General features: G+C 61.7%; 18 protein-coding genes. 9 read left to right on the top strand and 9 right to left on the bottom strand.

What is annotated here, in order from left to right:
- Positions 1 to 28: 28 nt before the first annotated feature.
- Positions 29 to 403: a copper homeostasis periplasmic binding protein CopC gene (copC, locus tag IVB18_RS11525; RefSeq protein ID WP_247989274.1), complete on the top strand. Its 375-nt coding sequence runs from the start codon at positions 29 to 31 to the stop codon at positions 401 to 403.
- Between the two features lie 88 nt (positions 404 to 491).
- Here the strand turns inward: copC (IVB18_RS11525) and copD are convergent, their stop codons facing one another.
- The 8 genes from copD to IVB18_RS11480 form a co-directional block, all read right to left on the bottom strand.
- The gene (gene copD, locus IVB18_RS11520) at positions 492 to 1421 is read right to left on the bottom strand and encodes a copper homeostasis membrane protein CopD (protein ID WP_247989273.1); all 930 of its coding nucleotides are present in this window, start codon (positions 1419 to 1421) and stop codon (positions 492 to 494) included.
- Complete coding sequence (gene copC, locus IVB18_RS11515) at positions 1421 to 1786, bottom strand: copper homeostasis periplasmic binding protein CopC (RefSeq protein ID WP_247991610.1); 366 nt, start codon at positions 1784 to 1786, stop codon at positions 1421 to 1423. The genes copD and copC (IVB18_RS11515) overlap by 1 nt, the downstream gene beginning before the upstream one ends.
- Positions 1787 to 1891: 105 nt before the next feature.
- Positions 1892 to 2092 (bottom strand): hypothetical protein, encoded by a 201-nt coding sequence (locus IVB18_RS11510; protein WP_247989272.1) that lies wholly within the window; start codon positions 2090 to 2092, stop codon positions 1892 to 1894.
- A 157-nt stretch (positions 2093 to 2249) separates the two neighbouring features.
- Entirely contained in the window at positions 2250 to 2552 is a 303-nt protein-coding gene (locus tag IVB18_RS11505; protein WP_247989271.1) for a copper-binding protein, read from the bottom strand.
- Positions 2549 to 3055 (bottom strand): cupredoxin family protein, encoded by a 507-nt coding sequence (locus IVB18_RS11500; RefSeq protein WP_247989270.1) that lies wholly within the window; start codon positions 3053 to 3055, stop codon positions 2549 to 2551. Before IVB18_RS11500 ends, IVB18_RS11505 begins: the two co-directional genes overlap by 4 nt.
- 28 nt (positions 3056 to 3083) lie before the next feature.
- A complete protein-coding gene (locus tag IVB18_RS11495) occupies positions 3084 to 4457 on the bottom strand; it encodes a copper oxidase (RefSeq protein ID WP_247989269.1) in 1374 nt (457 codons plus the stop codon).
- Positions 4458 to 4468: 11 nt separating this feature from the next.
- Positions 4469 to 5935, bottom strand: a complete 1467-nt coding sequence (locus tag IVB18_RS11490; protein ID WP_247989268.1) for a TolC family protein — start codon at positions 5933 to 5935, stop codon at positions 4469 to 4471.
- Between the two features lie 964 nt (positions 5936 to 6899).
- The gene (locus IVB18_RS11480) at positions 6900 to 7175 is read right to left on the bottom strand and encodes a metal-sensitive transcriptional regulator (RefSeq protein ID WP_247989266.1); all 276 of its coding nucleotides are present in this window, start codon (positions 7173 to 7175) and stop codon (positions 6900 to 6902) included.
- A gap of 52 nt (positions 7176 to 7227) precedes the next feature.
- On the opposite strand from IVB18_RS11480, the gene IVB18_RS11475 reads away from it, so the two are divergent.
- Positions 7228 to 9627 (top strand): heavy metal translocating P-type ATPase, encoded by a 2400-nt coding sequence (locus tag IVB18_RS11475; RefSeq protein ID WP_276581214.1) that lies wholly within the window; start codon positions 7228 to 7230, stop codon positions 9625 to 9627.
- Positions 9628 to 9654: 27 nt separating this feature from the next.
- Here the strand turns inward: IVB18_RS11475 and IVB18_RS11470 are convergent, their stop codons facing one another.
- The gene (locus IVB18_RS11470; protein ID WP_247989265.1) at positions 9655 to 10176 is read right to left on the bottom strand and encodes a TetR/AcrR family transcriptional regulator; all 522 of its coding nucleotides are present in this window, start codon (positions 10174 to 10176) and stop codon (positions 9655 to 9657) included.
- A 214-nt stretch (positions 10177 to 10390) separates the two neighbouring features.
- On the opposite strand from IVB18_RS11470, the gene IVB18_RS11465 reads away from it, so the two are divergent.
- The 7 genes from IVB18_RS11465 to IVB18_RS11435 all read left to right on the top strand — a co-directional run bounded on the left by IVB18_RS11465 (position 10391) and on the right by IVB18_RS11435 (position 18469).
- Positions 10391 to 10561 (top strand): hypothetical protein, encoded by a 171-nt coding sequence (locus tag IVB18_RS11465; RefSeq protein WP_247989264.1) that lies wholly within the window; start codon positions 10391 to 10393, stop codon positions 10559 to 10561.
- Positions 10561 to 11082, top strand: coding sequence for a hypothetical protein (locus tag IVB18_RS11460; protein ID WP_247989263.1), 522 nt, complete (start codon positions 10561 to 10563; stop codon positions 11080 to 11082). The genes IVB18_RS11465 and IVB18_RS11460 overlap by 1 nt, the downstream gene beginning before the upstream one ends.
- A 207-nt stretch (positions 11083 to 11289) precedes the next feature.
- On the top strand, positions 11290 to 11565 hold the full coding sequence (locus IVB18_RS11455; protein WP_247989262.1) for a metal/formaldehyde-sensitive transcriptional repressor: 276 nt from the start codon (positions 11290 to 11292) through the stop codon (positions 11563 to 11565).
- A 17-nt stretch (positions 11566 to 11582) separates the two neighbouring features.
- Positions 11583 to 13586: a cation-translocating P-type ATPase gene (locus tag IVB18_RS11450; protein ID WP_247989261.1), complete on the top strand. Its 2004-nt coding sequence runs from the start codon at positions 11583 to 11585 to the stop codon at positions 13584 to 13586.
- Positions 13587 to 13687: 101 nt separating this feature from the next.
- Entirely contained in the window at positions 13688 to 13966 is a 279-nt protein-coding gene (locus IVB18_RS11445; protein ID WP_247989260.1) for a metal-sensing transcriptional repressor, read from the top strand.
- Between the two features lie 216 nt (positions 13967 to 14182).
- Positions 14183 to 15226 carry an efflux RND transporter periplasmic adaptor subunit gene (locus tag IVB18_RS11440; RefSeq protein ID WP_247989259.1) on the top strand — a complete coding sequence of 348 codons (1044 nt, stop codon included), beginning with the start codon at positions 14183 to 14185 and terminating at the stop codon, positions 15224 to 15226.
- Positions 15227 to 15229: 3 nt separating this feature from the next.
- On the top strand, positions 15230 to 18469 hold the full coding sequence (locus IVB18_RS11435) for a CusA/CzcA family heavy metal efflux RND transporter (RefSeq protein ID WP_247989258.1): 3240 nt from the start codon (positions 15230 to 15232) through the stop codon (positions 18467 to 18469).
- Positions 18470 to 18689: the final 220 nt, after the last annotated feature.

Here is an 18689-nt window from a genome sequence, read left to right as displayed (position 1 = left end):
CCGATCTATTTACAGGAAGGGAACTAAAATGTCGCGGAATACGATAGCGATAGCTGCGCTCGCAGCTGTGGCGATTGGCGCGCTTGCCACTTCGGCTGATGCTCATCCCAAACTGACGTACATCAGCCCTGCAACGGATGTTCCTAGCAAGGCCTCCCCCACGGAGATCAAGCTGAATTTCAGCGAGGGCGTGATCGCGAAGTTCTCCGGCCTCGAACTCAAGGACGAGGCCGGGAAGTCTGTCGCCATTGGGGTGCCGGTGAATGATCCTGCGGATCAACGGCAACTCGTCGTTCCGCTACCGCGGCCGCTGACGGCGGGACGTTATACGGTCATGTGGCATGCGGTTTCCCAAGATACCCACCACGTGAAGGGCGAGTATTCGTTCGAGGTAGCGCACTGAGGGCAAGCTCTGATCGCGCCGTCTGGAATAGAAGCCCAGAGCCGTATCCTTAGCTTCGCAGCATGCGGCCGTCGGAAATCCCGACGCATCATTGGCCTACCGCCGGCCGCATGGTCCCCAAAACAGAGACTGCAAGAAGAACCAGCAGGCCCAAGGATTGCTCGCCAACCACATGGTAACGCAACCTTCCGAGCCACCCAGCCGGCTCGCCGGAATCTTCTCGCGTCTTGATCAACCGCGGGACGAGCCAGAAGCGGTTCGCGGCGGCGAGCGCAAGCATTGCAGCAAACAGCGCCAGCTTCCCGAGAAGGATCTGCCCGTACGGAGTCCTGAGCAGACTAGAGACCGAGCCGACAAGAAACCAGCTGTTGACGAGGCCCGAAACGATGAGCGTGGCCACCGCGACGTAGCCCATACTTGAGAACCGCATCAGAACCTGCTCCACGTCGACTATCGGCTCCTTGTCCCCCCTCGAATAGTCGAGGAGGATGAAGCCGAGTGGAACTAGCCCACCGAGCCATGCGCCGGCGGCTAGAAGGTGCACTGCGTCGGACGCGATGTGGACAACCTTCGTCCACCCTTCCTCGATTTGGGCGTGACCCGTACCGGCCAACGACGCCAACAGCGCCGCCGCAAGAAATGCCGTTACCAGATCTCGCCCGGCGATGCCCGTCCGGAACGGACGGACGGCCGTTACGCCGATAATGAGAACAGAGAGAAGCATTCGCCCCATCCAAACACCGCCGAAGTTCGTTTCGTTCAAGACCGTCCACAGAACCTCTTGATCGGCAACATCGGTCAAAGTCCCGCTCATGTTTGCGACCGAGAACACGAACCAAAGCAGGCCGCTGAGCAACGCAGCAGCGCCGACGAAGAGAAGAACCGCTTGCCGGCGGCGGGATAGCTCCTTCGGTTCGGCAAACACATAGGCGTACAGAGGAAAGAACGACACGCCGGCAAGCGTTGTCACCGCCACGTAGTGCAGAAGCCGGGCGGCGACGAGTCCGAGATCGATCATCAGTGCGCCACGCTGAACGAAAAACTGCCTTTGACTCTGTGGGTGTCGTCGGAAACCGCGTGCCATTCGACCTTGTAGTCGCCTGGCGATAATTGTTCGCTGACTGGTACGATCAGCAGCTTTTTATTGGCCGGGTCGGACATCGCCTTCCCGGTCGCAATGATTTTGCCGGTTTGGTCCTTCACCTCCACACCGGACATCTTCGTGATCACGTCTTCGTTGAACGTGATCCGTATCTGCTTGGGCGACGTCGTCGTGGCCGCTCCCGGAGCGGGATCGGCCGATTGGAGTTCAGGATGGGCATATGCGGCACCGCTCAACAAGCTTGCCGCCAACATGGTAATCGCCGCTAGGGTGGTCATCATCTTGGACACGTAGTTTCTCCTTTAGGATTGCAGATCGTTTGGCTGATAAGTTTCAACGAACGTCGAATGCTCGACGTAATTGTTCACTGCCGGGCATGAACATCCCTACAGGCAAGGCACGAACACCACGATCGGGAGTAGTCCGTCGCCGGTTAGCCAGCTCCAGCTCAGGGCGAGGCCAAAAGCACTGATTGCTCCCGACAAAAAGTACAACGCCGAGCGGCGACGAGCCAAATAACCTCGCAGGAGCTTGCGCAGTGGATTCTTACCGCTGTCGGTGATTGCATCAGGATGAGTCAAGGCCATGGACACTCGCCTATAAGGTGGACACAAGGGATTGCGAGGGTTGCGGAAAGAGGCTTATCCGCAACCCTTTGCGAGCCGGGTCCGTAGACGACGGCTATGACGCGCGCACAGCGCAACCTGCATAGCTAGGCAGGTAAGCCGGGCGCCCGCTCAGGACCTATTTGCTCTTTTCGATCTTGGTGATGGTGATGCCGGAGTTACCGCGCTCGGCGGCGAATTGGACCTTTTCACCTACCTTGACCTGCTTGAGCATCGCCGGGTCCTGCACGCGGAACACCATCGTCATGTTCTCGTCGGTCATGTCCAGATTCTTGATCGGGCCGTGGTTGAGCGTGATCTTGCCGGCTGTCTGATCGATCTTCTTCACCTCGCCCTTGACCATCGCGTCCTGTGCGGATGCCGCGAGCGAAGCGAACAGCGAGAGTGCCAGGGTTGTTGCTGCAAGTTTGGTATTCTTCATGTTTCTTTCCTTTCGGGGTTTGACTTACCGATCGTGCCGGTCATTCCCGCTTCCCGGTGACCGGGGATCAGGCAGGAATATTCGAAATCGCCGACTTTGCTGAATTTCCACACGATCTGATCGGTCTGCTTAGGAGCAAGACGCTTACCGTTCGCATCATCATGTTCCATGTCCGGGGTCTTCCTCATCATTTCCGCATGTTTGAGATTCTCCTTCGTGGTGCCGAGGACGAATTCGTGGTCGAGTTCACCGCTGTTGCGCAGGATGAACTTGACCTGTTCGTCCTTCTTGACGTCGATCCTGTTCGGCAAGAACAGCATCTTGCCGTCGGATTCGATCATCGTGACCTGAACGATCCTGGACGGCCTCGTGGCATCGCCCGGTTGGCCGGCCGAAAACGAGGCGCCGTGATGCTGATCCGGCGGTCCCTCGCTGGCGAGGGCCGTGACCGAGAGCAGCAGCGTCGCGACCAGCGCGACGCCGGTCCGGTTTAGCGTCTTCATAGTTCGTCTCCTTTCTTAGTACGTGTGGCTACATGCCCTTCATGCCTTTCATCCCTTTCATTCCCTTCATCTCGGCAGGTTTCGTCGCCTCCTTCGGTTTGCCCTGCCGCGGCGGTTCGGCTTGGGGCGCATCGATTTCATAGGCAACAGTGCCGGGGGGATTCTTGTAGGGCCCGGGATCGCTGTAGTCGTCACGCGCCATGCCTTCGCGGATCTTCATCACCGAGAACATGCCTCCCATTTCGATCGGCCCGAATTGGCCAGAGCCCGTCATCATCATGAGAGTGTTGTCGGGCATCGGCATTTCCATCTCGCCCATGGCCATGCCTGTCGAGCCCATGACCATCGCGTCGGGCGCGAGCTTGCCGACCGCCTTCGCGAGATCCTTCTTGGAAACTCCGATCATGTTCCGCATGTCGTGGCCCATCGCGTTCATGGTGTGATGGGCCTTGTGGCAGTGGAACGCCCAGTCGCCGGGGTTGTCGGCGAGGACGTCGAATGTGCGGATCGCGCCGACCGGCACGTCAATCGTGACCTCTGGCCATTGCGCGCTCTCGGGCACCCAGCCTCCGTCCGTGCAACTGACCGCAAAGCTGTGGCCGTGCAGATGGATCGGATGATTGGTCATGGTGAGATTGCCCATTCTCACGCGCACCTTGTCGCCGAGGCGGACCGGCAGCGGATCGATGCCCGGGAATACGCGGCTGTTCCAGGTCCACATGTTGAAATCGGTCATCTCGTTGACCTTCGGCAGGTAGGTGCCGGGATCGATCAGATACGTGCTCATGATGAAGACGAAGTCGCGGTCGACCGGCCGGAAGGTCTGGTCGCGCGGATGCACAATGAACATGCCCATCATGCCCATCGCCATCTGCACCATCTCGTCGGAATGCGGGTGGTACATGAAGGTCCCGCTCTTCTTCAGCTCGAATTCGTAGACGAAGGTCTTGCCGGGCGGGATGTGCGGCTGATTGAGGCCGCCGACACCGTCCATGCCGTTCGGCAGGATCATGCCGTGCCAGTGGACTGTCGTGTGCTCGGGCAGCCTGTTGGTGACGAAGATGCGTACCTTGTCGCCCTCGACCGCTTCGATCGTCGGTCCCGGCGCTTGGCCGTTGTAGCCCCATAGGTTCGCCTTCATCCCTTCGGCGAATTCGCGCACCACGGGTTCGGCGACGAGATGGAATTCCTTCCAGTCACCGTTCTTCCGCCACGGCAACGTCCAGCCGTTCAAGGTGACGACGGGCCGGTAATCAGGACCGCTCGTCGGATGGAGCGGCGGCTGCATCGTCACCTTGTCCATGGTCGGCGCTTCCGGAATGTTGGCCGCCTGCACCCGGCCGCTCACGGCGGTAGCGCTTACCAGCGCCGCCGTACCAAGGAATCCTCTTCGCGATAGCATGCTCATCTCCTTCAATGTCCGCCGCCGCCACTCGCTTGAACGTTCGTCGACGGGCGGGTTCGTTGTTGAGTCTCGCTGCCACCGCCCCCGTTGATGGCAGTCTGCAATTCCGATTGCGCCAGCCAGAAATCGCGTTTGGCCTCGATGGCTGCGCGCAGCGCCGCGATCCGCTGCCGCGCTTCCGTCAGCAGGGCGAAAACGTCGACCTGCATGCTCGAGAAGCGAAGCTGCATCTCGTCGGAGATGATCTTGCGCAGCGGCAGCACCTCGCGCTGGTAGTGGCCCGCGATGTCGTAGGTCGAGCGGTAGACCCTGTAGGCGTCGCGCGCCTCCGAGCGGACGTTGACAGCCTTTTCCGTCAACCGATTGAAGGCCTGGTTGTAGGTCTCGGCCGCCTGCCGTACGCGGACCTCGCCGCCATCGAAGATCGGAATCTGGAATTGAACGTCGAAGCCGCGTTCGCGGAACGGTGGCGTATCCGGATCGCGAGTCTTGCGGTCGATGCCCGCGACGTCGAGCAGGGTGACGAAGCGGGTAGCCTCGGTGAGATTGAGTGACTTCGCCAAGGCGCCGAGCTCAATGCGGGCCATCTGCAGGTCGATGCGGTGCTCGACGGCGTCGACCTCGATGCGTGGCAGCGCTCGGGGCCGCTGCGGAAGCACCGGCAGTTTTAGAGGCAATCGGATTCCCGTATCCCCGTCCCAGAGTCCGAGCAGACGGATGAGACGCTCCCGCGCGCTCGTCGCATCCTGCCGCAGCGTCGCGAGCTCGGCTGTCGTCTCGGCGTAGAAGACCTGCTCCCGGGCCTGGTCGAGCTTGTTCAGTGATCCGGTCTGCCCGAGCTTTTCGGCGAGCTGCGCAGTGGATTCCGCGGTCGACTTGGCGTCGGTCAGCAGCCCAACGAGTTCGTTGGTGGCGATCGCCCGGTAGTAGGCGCGCCGCACGTCGGCGGCGAGCCGCAGCGTCTCCTCAGCGGCGCGAAGCTGCGCTTTCTGGAATCGTTGCCGCGCTATCTCCGAGCGGAACGGCAAGGTCGCGAGCGCCAGGATGTCGCCGACCACCTGCCGCTCGATCTCGAGCGCGCCGTTTCCGGAAATGCGCGAGATCGAGAACGTCGGGTTCGGCGGCAGGCTCTCTCCGATCAGATCGGCTTCGGCGAGGGCGAGCTCGTTGTAGGCGGCCTGCAGGCCGCGATTGCTGAGCAGCGCGATCTGGACGGCCGAGTCCACCGTAAGCGTCTGCCGCAGGAGCCGACGAACGATCTCTTGGGCGCGTTCGGCGTCGTCCGCGGTTCGGATGGAGATCACGTCCTTTCTGATCGTTTCACCGGCGACGTCGGCGACGACCGTCATCCCGCCGTCCTGAGAGAAGATCGCGCATCCGGACAAAAAGAGACCCGCGAGAACGGCCGCGACATGCCTCGACGTGATCTGGAGGCGGTTCGTTGGACCGGGATTGATTTCGGGCGCTGCCTGCATCTGTCGCTCCTACCGGTCCGATTTCGGTGTCGGAGCAACGCGATCATTCTGCTCCCGCCAGGGCGCCGGAGCCGCGGGGCGGAGACTGCTGTAGGGAGCGATGGTCGAGCGGTAGCCGACGCCCGCGACTTTGGCGCCGGGATCGGCGGGATCGGCCCCAACCAATGGCACTGTCGTCGGCAGGCAGCCTCCCAGAGTTAGGGCGGCGGCCGCAACGGCGGCAGGTACTGCGTGGCGTCTTCTGAATAGCCTGGCGGCCACCGTGCGGACGGCGGCGATTTTCGCCCCAAACTGCGCAAGCATAATTCGTTTCCCGAACTGACGATGAACCACAGGTGCGCGTGCCCTCAGCGGGCACCGCGTCGTGTCGATCAGATCAGGAAATGGGGGGACGGTAGAGAGTCGGAGGGGCCTTGCCCTCAACGCTCCGATAGGTCTCCGGGGCGCAACGGGAAATCAGTACGGACGGGTTGACGAATTCAGTCGATGTCGCTGGCAGCGCGCTGATGCAGACCATGCCGCAGCATTGCGCGCCGGGAGCCTTGTGACCGTCGTGGGCAGGAGGCGACGGAACCTGAATAGCTGCTGTCACGTCCGAATGAGGAGCAGCCGCTACGTCTGCGTGTTGGGCGGCATGCGAGCGATCGGAATGGTCGTGGACGCGGCCGTCGTCATGCACATGCCGGACAGAGTTCGCGTTGTGGACATGCATGATGCCCAAGGCATGGTCGTCGTCGGTGAGACACGGCGCGGCCAGCGCTCCGTCGGCGAGCGCGAAGCTCAACGACGGCGCGAGGACGCAAAGCGCGTAGACCAGCGCAAGGAATTTCCCTGCCCTCACCCGTCCAGCTCTCGTCAAACGCACTAGCATCAAGATCCGGTTCTCGCCGTCCAGGGGATTCCCGGATGTAAGCTTAGGCTCAAACTTCACGCAGGCCAAGACGTACACACTAAATTGGGTCCATTATCGGTCCGCACGACCCACGACCGCCATGAGTTCCGCGATTTTCTTGCGCTGGTCCGACCTATCGCCGCTCGCGATGGCATGCTCCACGCAATGCGCGACGTGATCCTTCAGGATCTCCTCCTCCACCTTGCGCAGCGCGGCACGCACAGCCGATATCTGCGTGACGATATCAATGCAATACCGATCCTCATCGACCATTTTTGAGAGGCCGCGAACCTGGCCCTCGATGCGGCTCAGGCGTTTTTGACAGGATGCCTTGATGTCTTTTCTCATGCCGCCTACATACCCCTACCAGGTATCGGTTGCAAGTGCGATGGAGAATGCGATGACGGAAGCCGGAGACGCAAATGTAAACGGCGCTGCAAAGAGTTCCGGCTGCTGCGGCGGAAGCCACGATCACTCCGGTCACGCTCACCTTGAGCGTCACACTGACGCCAAGGCAACCGTGCGCGATCCCGTCTGCGGGATGAGCGTCGATCCCGCAAGCAGCCAACACCGGTTCGATTACCGCGGCGACACCTTTCATTTCTGTTCGGCCGGCTGCCGAACCAAATTCGCTGCCAACCCGCAAGCATATCTGAACAAAAGCGAGCCGAAGACCGCTGTGCCGGAAGGCGCGATCTACACCTGCCCGATGCATCCGCAGATCCGTCAGGTCGGTCCCGGAACCTGCCCGATCTGCGGCATGGCGCTGGAGCCCGAGGTGGCCAGTTTGGATACGCCGCCTAACCCCGAACTCGCTGATATGACGCGGCGCTTTTGGGTCGGCGGGGTGCTTGCCCTTCCAGCGGTCATTCTGGAAATGGGCGGCCATCTCGTCGGCGGTCACGGCTGGCTCGATCAGCCCCTGTCGAACTGGATTCAGCTGGTTTTCGAGACGCCGGTTGTCCTTTGGGCCGGTTGGCCGTTCTTCGTGCGCGGCTGGCAATCATTGGTGACGCGCAATCTCAACATGTTCACCTTGATCGCGATGGGCACCGGCGTGGCCTACGTCTACAGTGTCATCGGCACCGTCGCGCCCGATGTTTTCCCGGCAACCTTCCGTGGGCTTGGCGGCGCGGTTGCGGTCTATTTTGAGGCTGCCGCGGTCATCACGGTCCTCGTGCTGCTTGGTCAAGTTCTGGAGCTGCGTGCCCGCGAAGCAACCTCTGGAGCGATCAAGGCGCTGCTCGAACTGGCGCCGAAGACCGCCCGTCGTATCGGCAACGATGGCGCCGATCATGAGGTGCAGATCGATAGCTTGGTGGTCGGCGACAAACTGCGCGTCCGCCCGGGCGAAAAAGTGCCGGTGGACGGCGTCATCCTTGACGGCCGTTCCTCGCTCGACGAGTCCCTTGTGACCGGCGAATCCATGCCGGTCACCAGGGAAGTCGGCGGCAAAGTGATCGCAGGCACGCTCAATCAATCCGGCGGCTTCGTGATGCGCGCCGACAAGGTAGGACGCGACACGCTGCTTTCGCAGATCGTCAAGATGGTCGCGGATGCGCAGCGCTCGCGCGCACCGATCCAGCGGCTCGCCGATCAGGTTTCCGGCTGGTTCGTGCCGATCGTGATCGTCGCTGCACTGATCGCTTTCGGCGCCTGGGCTTGGTTTGGACCGGAACCGCGCATGGCGTTCGGCCTGGTCGCGGCCGTCAGCGTATTGATCATCGCCTGTCCGTGCGCGCTCGGGCTTGCAACGCCGATGTCGATCATGGTTGGCGTCGGACGCGGCGCGCAGGCGGGTGTCCTGATCAAGAATGCCGAAGCGTTGGAGCGCATGGAAAAGGTCAATACGCTCGTGGTTGACAAGACGGGCACATTGACCGAAGGCAAGCCGAAGGTTGTTGCCATCGTTGCCGCCGCTGGGTTTGAGGAAAACGAAATCCTGCGGCTCGCGGCGAGCGTCGAACGCGCCAGTGAACATCCGCTTGCCGACGCCATCGTTCGCGCCGCCAAGGAGCGCAACCTGGATTTGGGCAAAGTGAAAGAATTCGATTCGCCGACCGGCAAAGGCGCAATCGGCGCCGTCGACGGCAAAATCGTGCTCCTCGGCAATTCGAATTTCCTAAAATCTCTCGATGTCGAGACCGAGTCGCTGCGTGAACAAGCCGAGCGTCTGCGTGAGGAAGGCGCCACCGTCATCAACATCGCGATCGACGGGAAGCTGGCCGGGCTGTTCGCTATCGCCGATCCGGTCAAGCCATCGACGCCGGATGCGCTAAAGGCACTCGCTGCGGAAGGCATCATGGTGATCATGCTGACCGGAGACAACCGGACCACGGCCAATGCCGTGGCGCGGAAGCTCGGTATCACCGATGTCGAGGCGGAGGTCCTCCCCGATCAGAAAAGTGCCGTGGTCGCCAAGTTGCAGAAGGCCGGGCGAATCGTCGCGATGGCCGGCGACGGCGTCAATGACGCGCCAGCGCTCGCCGCCGCCGAAGTCGGTATCGCCATGGGAACCGGCACCGATGTTGCAATGGAGAGTGCCGGCATCACGCTACTGAAAGGCGATCTCGGCGGCATCATTCGCGCCCGTCGGCTGTCGCAGGCGACGATGAGCAACATTCGGCAGAATCTCTTCTTCGCGTTCATCTATAACGCTGCCGGTATTCCGATCGCCGCAGGGATCCTCTATCCCCATTTCGGCATCCTGCTCTCGCCGATCATTGCCGCCGCCGCGATGGCGCTGTCGTCGGTGAGCGTGGTAGGCAATGCGTTACGACTGCGCGTGACGCGGCTCTGAGCTGGACCCATCGAAACTCCGCCCCCTTCAAGAATACGACGGCACCACGCCCTCGGTCGCCAAACGCCGAAACATCGCATCCATCCGATGGGGCGGCAGCTTGGCGCCACTGTCAAGCCACCAGGTCATCACGGCCATGAAAGCGCCAACGACGTACTGGACGGCAAATTCGCGCGGGATAACGTCGGCCGACTTCTTGTCAGCAGTCGCGGCAAGCTCGTTGCGCACCAGATCGGAGAGTATCTGGCGAATGGTGCCAAGAGCGATGACGCCGCCGCGGCCGCCAACCAGCGTCCGGTAGAGGTCAATATGGTCGCGGGCATGTTCGAACATAGCCAGGCTGAAGCCCAAGCTTCGGTCTCTGGTCTCCCTTGGTTTTGCCAAAGCATTCTTCTGCCGATCCACGAGCAGGCTCCGCAAATTCTCAAGGCCGTTCCGTCTTAAATCATCCTTGCTCGTGTAGTGGGCGTAGAACGTCGATCGACCGACATTGGCCGCCTCGCAAATGTCATCGACGGTGATCGCCTCGTAGCCCTTTTCGAGGATCAAGGAGATATGAGCCTTTTGCAGCATCGCCCTGGTGCGGGCGACGCGGCGGTCGATCGGTCTTTTCGCCATCGCCATATTATTCCCGGTCAAATCGAGCAGATTGTCCCGTAACGAACATTCGCATCGGCCTGTTCGTTGACAAGATTCTGGACATATTGTCTCGTTTCGCACCTCGCGTCCATTTTTACACCTACGCAACAACAAGGAGACGCACATGGCCGACCCACGTTCCTACCCGGGCGCGCCGCGTTGGGTGAAGGTGTCCGGAATCGTGGTCGGCCTTGTGGCCTTGCTGTTGGTCGTCCTGATTCACGTAAGCGGCGGCCACAGCATACCCACCGCCGGTGGCCTCAGCGGCCACTCGGCGGCGGAGCGTAGCCACTGATGACCATGGCACCGCGCCTGCGCAAGTTTGCACTCACTGCGCATGTCGTCTCTTCGGTCGGCTTGCTCGGCGCGATCGCTGGCTTCCTGGCTCTCGCGGTTGCCGGCCTGACCAGCCAGAATGATCCGATGGTGCGTGCCGCCTATCTGGCGATGGACTTGATCGCCAGGCTCGTCATCCTCGCGTTCGCGTTCGCTTCTCTACTAACGGGTGTTATTCAGTCGGTGGGCACCCCGTGGGGCTTGTTCCGGCACTACTGGGTCTTGATAAAACTATTGCTAAACGTCTTTGCCACCATCGTCCTACTGGTCAAGATGGAGCTAATTGCCGCACGCCTTTCGGCAGAGGCGACGTTGTCCCGCGCCGATCTTCGCGCGGCTGGGATCCAACTCGTGCTCCACGCTTCTGGCGGTCTGCTGGTGTTGCTCGTGCCTGCGGTACTCTCGGTGTACAAGCCGCCGGGCATGACCCGGTACGGCTGGCGAAAGCAACATGAGCAGCGCGCGCTGTCACAACCATAGTTGCAGCGCTGCCGCGTAACCCGACTTGCGCGAACCAGATCCAACTCAGCCGACGAAGCATGGATGCGAGTTGGATGGCATCCATTGAATCTCAAGCAGCGGCGTCTTGCCCGAGCGTCCGAAAGGCCGCCTACTCGCTCGCGGCAGCAATGCCGCGGGCCTTGATTATAACATAGGGGGGTATACTATAAGCCAAAGGAAGGCCGCATGTCGCACACCACCCGGGAAAAAGCAAAGCTGCTCAATCGCGTGCGCCGCATCCGCGGCCAGATGGAGGCCATTGAGCGAGCCCTGGAAGATGAAAAGGGCTGCGCCGACGTGCTGCAACTGATCGCCGGTGTCCGCGGCGCCATCAACGGCCTGATGGCTGAGGTGGTCGAGGATCACATCCTGCTGCACGTCGCCGACCACACGCTGGCCAAGGATCAGCGCAACGAAGGCGCCGCCGAGCTCATCGATGTCGTGCGCGCCTACCTGAAATAACAGCGGAGTTTGCCATCATGGCCGTCCAGGACGTCGCGCATCGCCGAACGCTGGCTGATACCGCCGAAGCACATACCATCGCACCGGCCGCCGCGCCCCATCATCACGATCATGATGATCATGACGATCATGAACACGAGCATGATCATGACCATTCCTTTGAATGGCCGGAGGCCGTGCGCATCGGCCTCGTCGCGATCGCTGCCGCGGCGGTGTGGTTCCGGGTCTGGGAGCCATTCCCGGCGGTCAGTGTCATCGGTGTCGTCGGCCTTCTGATCGGCGGTTGGCCGATCCTCAAGGAAGCGCTCGAGAACGTTCTCGAGCGCCGCATGACCATGGAGCTGTCGATGACGATCGCGATCATCGCGGCAGCCGCCATCGGCGAGTTCTTCACGGCGCTCGTCATCACCTTGTTCGTTCTCGTCGCCGAGGTGCTGGAAGGCCTGACCGTGGGCCGTGGCCGCAAGGCGATCCGCGACCTGCTCGAATTCTTGCCGCGTGAGGTCTCGGTCCGCCGTGCCGGTTCGATCCGATCCCTCTCGGCGGAGGAATTGTCGGTTGGCGACGCCATCCTGGTCGCGCCCGGTGGCCGGATTTCTGTCGACGGCGCCGTACTCTCGGGTCATTCCTTCGTCGACGAATCCCGCATCACGGGTGAGTCCATGCCGGTCGAGAAGACGGCGGGCACTCAGGTCTTCGCCGGCTCCATCAACCAATCCGGCGCGCTGGAGATTGCCGCCGAGCGCATCGGCCGTGACACGAGCTACGGCAAGATCATCGAGGCGGTTGAGCGGGCTGAGAAGTCCCGTGCGCCGGTTCAGCGTCTCGCCGATCGCCTAGCCGGCTATCTCGTCTACTTTGCACTCGGCGCCGCCGTCCTGACGTTCCTGATTACGCACAACATCTATTCAACGATCTCGGTGATCATTGTCGCCGGCGCCTGCGGCATCGCCGCCGGCACGCCGCTCGCCATTCTGGGCGGCATCGGCCGCTCAGCCCGGCTTGGCGCCATCGTCAAGGGCGGCGTACATCTGGAGACCTTGGGTCATGTCGACACGGTGGTGCTCGACAAGACTGGTACGCTGACTTTCGGGCGGCCCGAAGTGCAGCAAGTTGTACCCGTTGCCGGCACGACCGGTGATGAGCTTCTCGACGCTGCTGCCACGGCCGAGCTGCGCTCCGAGCACCCGCTCGGCAAGGCGATTGTCGCCCACGCCCGCAGCCGGGGCCGTAACGTGATCGAGCCGACGAGCTTCGCCTACACACCGGGCCGTGGCATCATGACCAAGGTCGCTGAGACCGCCATTCTCGTCGGCAACCGCGCCTGGATGGCGGACAATGGGATCGGCGTGCCGGCCGCCCCCGGTGGCGGCGACGTGGGTTCCGAAGTCTTCGTCGCCCGTGACGGCCGCCTACTCGGCTCTATCGCGGTCGCGGATACCGTCCGACCCGAAGCCAAGCGCGCTATCGAAGCCTTGCACCGAATGGGTATCCGAACGGTCCTGCTCACGGGTGATGCGCAGCGCGTGGCATTCGCTGTCGGCGCTGCGCTCGGCATCAAGGACATCGAGGCGGAACTGCTCCCCGAGGACAAACTGGCGCGCGTCCAGGCCCTCGTCGAGCAGAAGCGGAAGGTCGCCATGGTCGGCGATGGCGTCAATGACGCGCCCGCGCTTACCGAAGCCGATGTCGGCGTCGCCATGGGGTCCGGCACCGACGTCGCTCAGGAGAGCGCCGATGTGGTGCTGCTCGGCAACGATCTCGAGCGCTTCACCGAAACGCTCGCCGTCGCCAGAAGGACAAGGGGCATCATCTGGCAGAACTTCGCCGGCACCATCGGCGTCGACACCCTCGGCATCGTGCTTGCCGCCTTCGGATTCCTCAATCCGTTGCTGGCTGCCGGCATCCATGTCGTCTCGGAGCTGGTGTTCATCCTCAACTCGGCCCGCCTTCTGCCGACGCCCGAGAAAACAGTCACCGCGGCATCGTCCGACCTCAAGCCCGAACCGGCGAAAGGATAAGTCATGGCTGTTGCATCGCCGTGTCTCGACACGTGCTACAGCGCGCCGGCATGTGACCAAGCTACGCTTGTCTCATCCCCCCGGGGGGATACACTTCCCCAATGGCGCATGATCACGTTCACGAAACCCATCCGAATATCGTCAAGCGATTGAAGCGCGCCGAAGGGCATCTTCGCCGTGTCATTGAGATGTTCGATGAAGGACGTTCTTGCCTCGATCTCGCCCAGCAGCTTCATGCCGTCGAGAAAGCCGTTGGAGAGGCCAAGCGCGCGCTGATCCACGATCACGTTGACCATTGCCTTGATATCGCAGCGAACGGAACCGGGAAATCCACGGTGGCCGTCGTCGACGAGTTCAAGGCCATTTCCAAATATCTGTGACGATGGGCCGGCGTTCGCGCCGGGCCCGCGTCGGAAGGCGCTATGGCAAGCCGTTCAACCATTAATGTTTTCTCGTTTCTGGCAGGAGCGGCGATTTTTGCGCTCGCGCCCGGCCTATCGACGACCGTTCAACGTGCAATTGGCATAGGCCAGCAGCACAACACGGCGAACTCCGCCATGCAGGCAACGCCCGAGCCTGTCGCGGGAGCGCTACCGATGAGCGACGAGCAGATCAAGCTCGCGCAGATCGAATTGGCGCAGGTTGGCCCAGCAACGATCGCCCGGCGCCTTGTCGTCCCCGGTTCTATCGTTCCTAACGCCGACCTGATTGCGCACGTCTCGGTCAAGCTGTCCGGGACCGTAGCAGAGTTGCGCAAGAATATCGGTGACGACGTCTTTAAGGACGAGGTGATCGCGGTCCTTGAGAGCCGAGAGGTTGCCGATGCCAAGAGCGAATATCTGGCGGCGCGCCTTACGCACGATCTCGCGCAGGAACTGGCCAACCGCGACAAGACCCTTTGGGACGGCAGAGCTATCCCCGAGCAACAATTCCTTCGCTCGCGCAACGCCGCCGCACAGTCCGGCATGAAGGTCAATATCGCGCGCCAGAAGCTGATGGCGCTCGGACTTGCCGACAACGAGATCGCTGCGCTTCCCGATGCCTCGGAAGCCCGTCTGCGCCGGCAGGATGTTCGGGCGCCGATCTCGGGGCGCGTGGTGGAGCGCAAGGTCGAACTTGGAGCCGCCGTCGGCCGCGACAATCTCGAGACGGAACTGTTCGTCATCGTCGATCTGAGCCGTGTCTGGGTAGATTTGTCCGTCGCCTCCTCCGACCTTCCTTTGATTAGGGAAGGTCAACCGGTGAAAATTTCCGCCAGGGGTCTTTCGGAATCAACCACAGGCAAGATCATCTTCGTCAGCCCTCTGGTCGACAAGGATACGCGGACCACGCGCGTCGTGACCGAAATCCAGAATGCCGACCGGACATGGCGTCCAGGCTCGTTCGTCACAGCGGCGATCGCCCTCAGCGAAAGGAACGTGCCCGTCGTCGTCCCGACGACCGCGATCCAAAAGCTGGAAGGCCGCCCCGTCGTGTTCGTCCGCACCAAAGACGGGTTCGAAAAGCGCGACGTGGTGCTCGGGCAGAAGGAAGATCAGGCGCTCGAAATCCTCTCCGGCCTGACGCCGGGCGAAACCGTTGCTGTGACAAATACGTTCTCGCTCAAAGCTGAACTCTCGAAACCGAAAGATGAGGACTAGGCGATGATCGAGCGCATCATCGATTTTTCGGTCCGGCGTCGATGGCTGATCCTGCTGATCACGCTGGCGGCTGCGGTCTCCGGTTTATGGTCGCTGACAAAACTTCCGATCGATGCCGTTCCCGACGTCACCAATGTTCAGGTCCAGGTCAACGCCGTTGCGCCGGCGCTGACGCCGGTCGAAATCGAGAAACAGGTCACGGTCGCACTGGAGACGGTGCTGGCGGGTACACCCGGCCTGGAATCGACGCGATCTTTCTCACGAAACGGTTTTGCCCAGATCACGGCTGTCTTCGCCGATCGTACCAATATCTATTTCGCACGCCAGCAGGTCTCAGAACGCATCAACGAGGCCAAGACCAGTCTTCCGCCCGGCGTGGAGGTCAAGCTCGGGCCGATCTCAACCGGACTCGGCGAGATCTACTGGTGGGCGGTCGAATACGCCAAGCCAGGTGAGATCGCGCCGGTCCACGACGGAAAGCCCGGATGGCAGTCCGACGCGACTTACCTGACGCCCGAAGGCGAACGCCTGACGGATGATTTTCAACGCACCGTCTACCTCCGCACCGTGCAGGACTGGATTGTCCGCCCGCAGATGAAGACGGTCCCAGGGGTTGCCGGGGCTGACGCAATCGGCGGATTCGTCAAGCAATTTCAGGTCCAGCCCGACCCGTCGCGGTTGATCAGCTATGGGCTGTCACTCGATCAGATGATTGCCGCGATCGAGGCCAACAATGTCAGCCGCGGTGCCAACTACATCGAACAAAACGGCGAGGGCTATGTGGTCCGGGCCAGTGGCCGGGTGGAGAACGCCGAGGACATCTCGCAGATCGTCGTGGCCACCCGCGCCGGCGTGCCCGTCCGGGTCAAGGACGTCGCCGAAGTCACGATCGGCAAGGAATTGCGGACCGGCAGCGCCAGCGTCAACGGCCGGGAGGTCGTTCTGGGCACGGCGCTGATGCTGATCGGCGGCAACAGCCGCACGGTCGCGGCGGCAGCGGATGCGAAGATCAAGGAGATCAGCCGCACGCTTCCCCCTGGCATCTACGCCCACACCGTACTGAACCGGACCCAATTGGTGGACGCCACCATCGAGACCGTGGCTACCAATCTGACCGAAGGTGCGCTCCTCGTCATCGCTGTGCTGTTCGTGCTGCTGGGCAATCTGCGCGCCGCCCTGGTAACCGCCTGCGTCATTCCGGTCACCATGCTGGTGACCGCAACCGGCATGCTGCAGGGCAAGATCAGCGCGAACTTGATGAGCCTGGGTGCTTTGGACTTCGGGCTGATCGTCGACGGCGCCGTGATCATCGCTGAAAACACTCTTCGACATCTCGCGGAGCGTCAGCGTGAGTTTGGTCGCCCGCTGTCCCTCGATGAACGGCTTCGGACGGTCACGGAATCCGCCACCGAGATGATCCGGCCGACGGTCTACGGCCAGCTCACCATCATCCTTGTCTATGTTCCCTTGCTGACGTTCACAGGCGTCGAGGGCAAGACCTTCGAGCCGATGGCGCTCACCGTCATCATCGCGCTCGGCGCGGCCTTCGTCGTGTCCTTGACGTTCGTCCCGGCCATGATCGCCCTAACGGTGTCCAAGCCCGTGACGGAACAAGAGAACGTCATCATCCGCAAGCTGAAGGCGTACTACGCGCCGTTGCTGACACGGGCGATCGCTTCACCCCTACCGGCCATCGGCGCTGCTGCGCTTTTGTTCGTTGCAGCCGCTCTGCTGTTTGCCCGGCTGGGGCAGGAGTTCACGCCGACCCTCGATGAAAAGAACATTGTCATGGAGGTCAAGCGCGTACCAAGTACGTCGTTGTCTCAGGTGCAGGCGATGCAACTCCTCCTTGAAAAGGAGATCAGCAAGTTTCCGCAGGTGGCGTTTGTGTTCTCCCGGACCGGAACGCCGGACCTTGCCGCCGACCCAATGCCGCCGAGTTCGTCCGACACCTACATTATCGTCAGGCCACAGAGCGAATGGCCAGACCCCAGTCTGTCGAAGGACGGTCTGATCAAGCAGATCGAGGCGGACGCTGGGAAACTTCCAGGCAACAAGGTCGGCTTCTCACAGCCGATCGAGATGCGGTTCAATGAATTGATCGCCGGCGTGCGCCAGGACCTCGCCGTCAAGGTCTTTGGCGACGATTTTGAGGAGATGCAACGAACCGCGGGCAGTATCGCTAACGCGCTGCGGCGCGTCAGGGGCACACAAGACGTGAAGGTAGAGGAAACGACTGGGCTTCCATTTCTGGAAATCAAGATCGACAAGGCGGAGATCGCTCGTCGGGGCCTTAGCCTGCTCGCGGTCCAGAACGTAATTGAGGCCGCGATTGGCGGTCGTGTCGCAGGCCTGGTCTTTGAGGGGGACCGCCGCTTCCAGATCATCGTGCGGCTGAACGACACGCTCCGCAATGATATCTCGGCACTGGAGAACCTGCCGGTGCAATTGCCGCGGTTGAACGAAAATGCCGCGGCTGCTTCGATCCCTCTCAGGGCAGTGGCGACATTCGAGCAGACAGAAGGCGCCAACCAGATCAGCCGCGAGAACGGTAAGCGACGTGTCGTCGCAACAGCCGACGTCCGCGGGCGGGACATCGGCTCGTTGGTGGCGGAGGCGCAGGCCGTAGTCGATCAGAGAGTCAAGCTGGCGCCGGGAACCTGGCTCTTCTGGGGCGGTCAATTCGAGAATTTCTCGGTAGCTCGGGAACGGCTGATGTTCGTCGTACCCGGCTGTTTCCTGTTGATCTTCTTATTATTGTTCGCCGCGCTTGGGTCCGCGCGAGACGCCCTTCTGGTCTTCAGTGCGGTCCCGCTGGCGCTCACCGGCGGCATCGCGGCGCTGTGGTTGCGAAGCATGCCATTCTCGATCTCGGCGGCCGTCGGCTTCATCGCGCTTTCCGGCGTCGCCGTCCTGAACGGACTGGTGATGCTGAGCCAAATCCGGAAGCTGATCGACGACGGCATCCCCTCAGGCGCGGCCATCAGCCAAGGTGCCCTCACTCGGTTTCGCCCCGTGATCGTGACGGCGCTGGTCGCCTCGCTGGGCTTCGTCCCGATGGCTCTCGCAACCGGTACGGGCGCGGAGGTACAGAAGCCATTGGCGACCGTGGTGATTGGTGGTCTGTTGAGCGCGACGTTGCTGACGCTGCTGGTTTTGCCAGCTCTATACTCATATTTTGCGCCCGAGGAACGCGAAGCGAAGCCCGATCGGATCTTCATGCCGGACCGCGCAGCGGAATAGCAACCCGAAGGGATGCTCAAAGAGCGGGACAGCCTCTCTCGCTACCGAACAGGCCGTAATCGCGAATGACCGCTTTGCGCCACAAGTTGCCAGTCGCTAACGATCGTTCTGCACACAACGAACCACGTTAGCCTTTCGCTCGCGAGCATTGCCGCCATTCCGGTCTGACAATCACGCGCCTCGATAGCAATCACAGGGGAATTTCATCCATACCTTCAAT

Source organism: Bradyrhizobium sp. 186, from assembly GCF_023101685.1.
In the GTDB taxonomy this organism is placed as follows: domain Bacteria; phylum Pseudomonadota; class Alphaproteobacteria; order Rhizobiales; family Xanthobacteraceae; genus Bradyrhizobium.
The sequence above is the reverse complement of the archived record's forward strand: the minus strand, read 5'-3'. Positions and strand labels throughout refer to the sequence as shown.

Bases quoted from the DNA above. Each gene is read 5' to 3' on its own strand.
- IVB18_RS11445 (WP_247989260.1), top strand. From the start codon at position 13,688: ATGGCGCATGATCACGTTCACGAAACCCATCCGAATATCGTCAAGCGA.
- IVB18_RS11435 (WP_247989258.1), top strand. From the start codon at position 15,230: ATGATCGAGCGCATCATCGATTTTTCGGTCCGGCGTCGATGGCTGATC.
- IVB18_RS11500 (WP_247989270.1), bottom strand. From the start codon at position 3,055: ATGAAGACGCTAAACCGGACCGGCGTCGCGCTGGTCGCGACGCTGCTG.
- IVB18_RS11475 (WP_276581214.1), top strand. From the start codon at position 7,228: ATGACGGAAGCCGGAGACGCAAATGTAAACGGCGCTGCAAAGAGTTCC.
- IVB18_RS11460 (WP_247989263.1), top strand. From the start codon at position 10,561: ATGACCATGGCACCGCGCCTGCGCAAGTTTGCACTCACTGCGCATGTC.
- IVB18_RS11450 (WP_247989261.1), top strand. From the start codon at position 11,583: ATGGCCGTCCAGGACGTCGCGCATCGCCGAACGCTGGCTGATACCGCC.
- IVB18_RS11510 (WP_247989272.1), bottom strand. From the start codon at position 2,092: ATGGCCTTGACTCATCCTGATGCAATCACCGACAGCGGTAAGAATCCA.
- IVB18_RS11455 (WP_247989262.1), top strand. From the start codon at position 11,290: ATGTCGCACACCACCCGGGAAAAAGCAAAGCTGCTCAATCGCGTGCGC.
- copC (WP_247989274.1), top strand. From the start codon at position 29: ATGTCGCGGAATACGATAGCGATAGCTGCGCTCGCAGCTGTGGCGATT.
- IVB18_RS11505 (WP_247989271.1), bottom strand. From the start codon at position 2,552: ATGAAGAATACCAAACTTGCAGCAACAACCCTGGCACTCTCGCTGTTC.
- IVB18_RS11495 (WP_247989269.1), bottom strand. From the start codon at position 4,457: ATGCTATCGCGAAGAGGATTCCTTGGTACGGCGGCGCTGGTAAGCGCT.
- copD (WP_247989273.1), bottom strand. From the start codon at position 1,421: ATGATCGATCTCGGACTCGTCGCCGCCCGGCTTCTGCACTACGTGGCG.
- IVB18_RS11440 (WP_247989259.1), top strand. From the start codon at position 14,183: ATGAGCGACGAGCAGATCAAGCTCGCGCAGATCGAATTGGCGCAGGTT.
- IVB18_RS11480 (WP_247989266.1), bottom strand. From the start codon at position 7,175: ATGAGAAAAGACATCAAGGCATCCTGTCAAAAACGCCTGAGCCGCATC.
- copC (WP_247991610.1), bottom strand. From the start codon at position 1,786: ATGATGACCACCCTAGCGGCGATTACCATGTTGGCGGCAAGCTTGTTG.
- IVB18_RS11490 (WP_247989268.1), bottom strand. From the start codon at position 5,935: ATGCAGGCAGCGCCCGAAATCAATCCCGGTCCAACGAACCGCCTCCAG.
- IVB18_RS11465 (WP_247989264.1), top strand. From the start codon at position 10,391: ATGGCCGACCCACGTTCCTACCCGGGCGCGCCGCGTTGGGTGAAGGTG.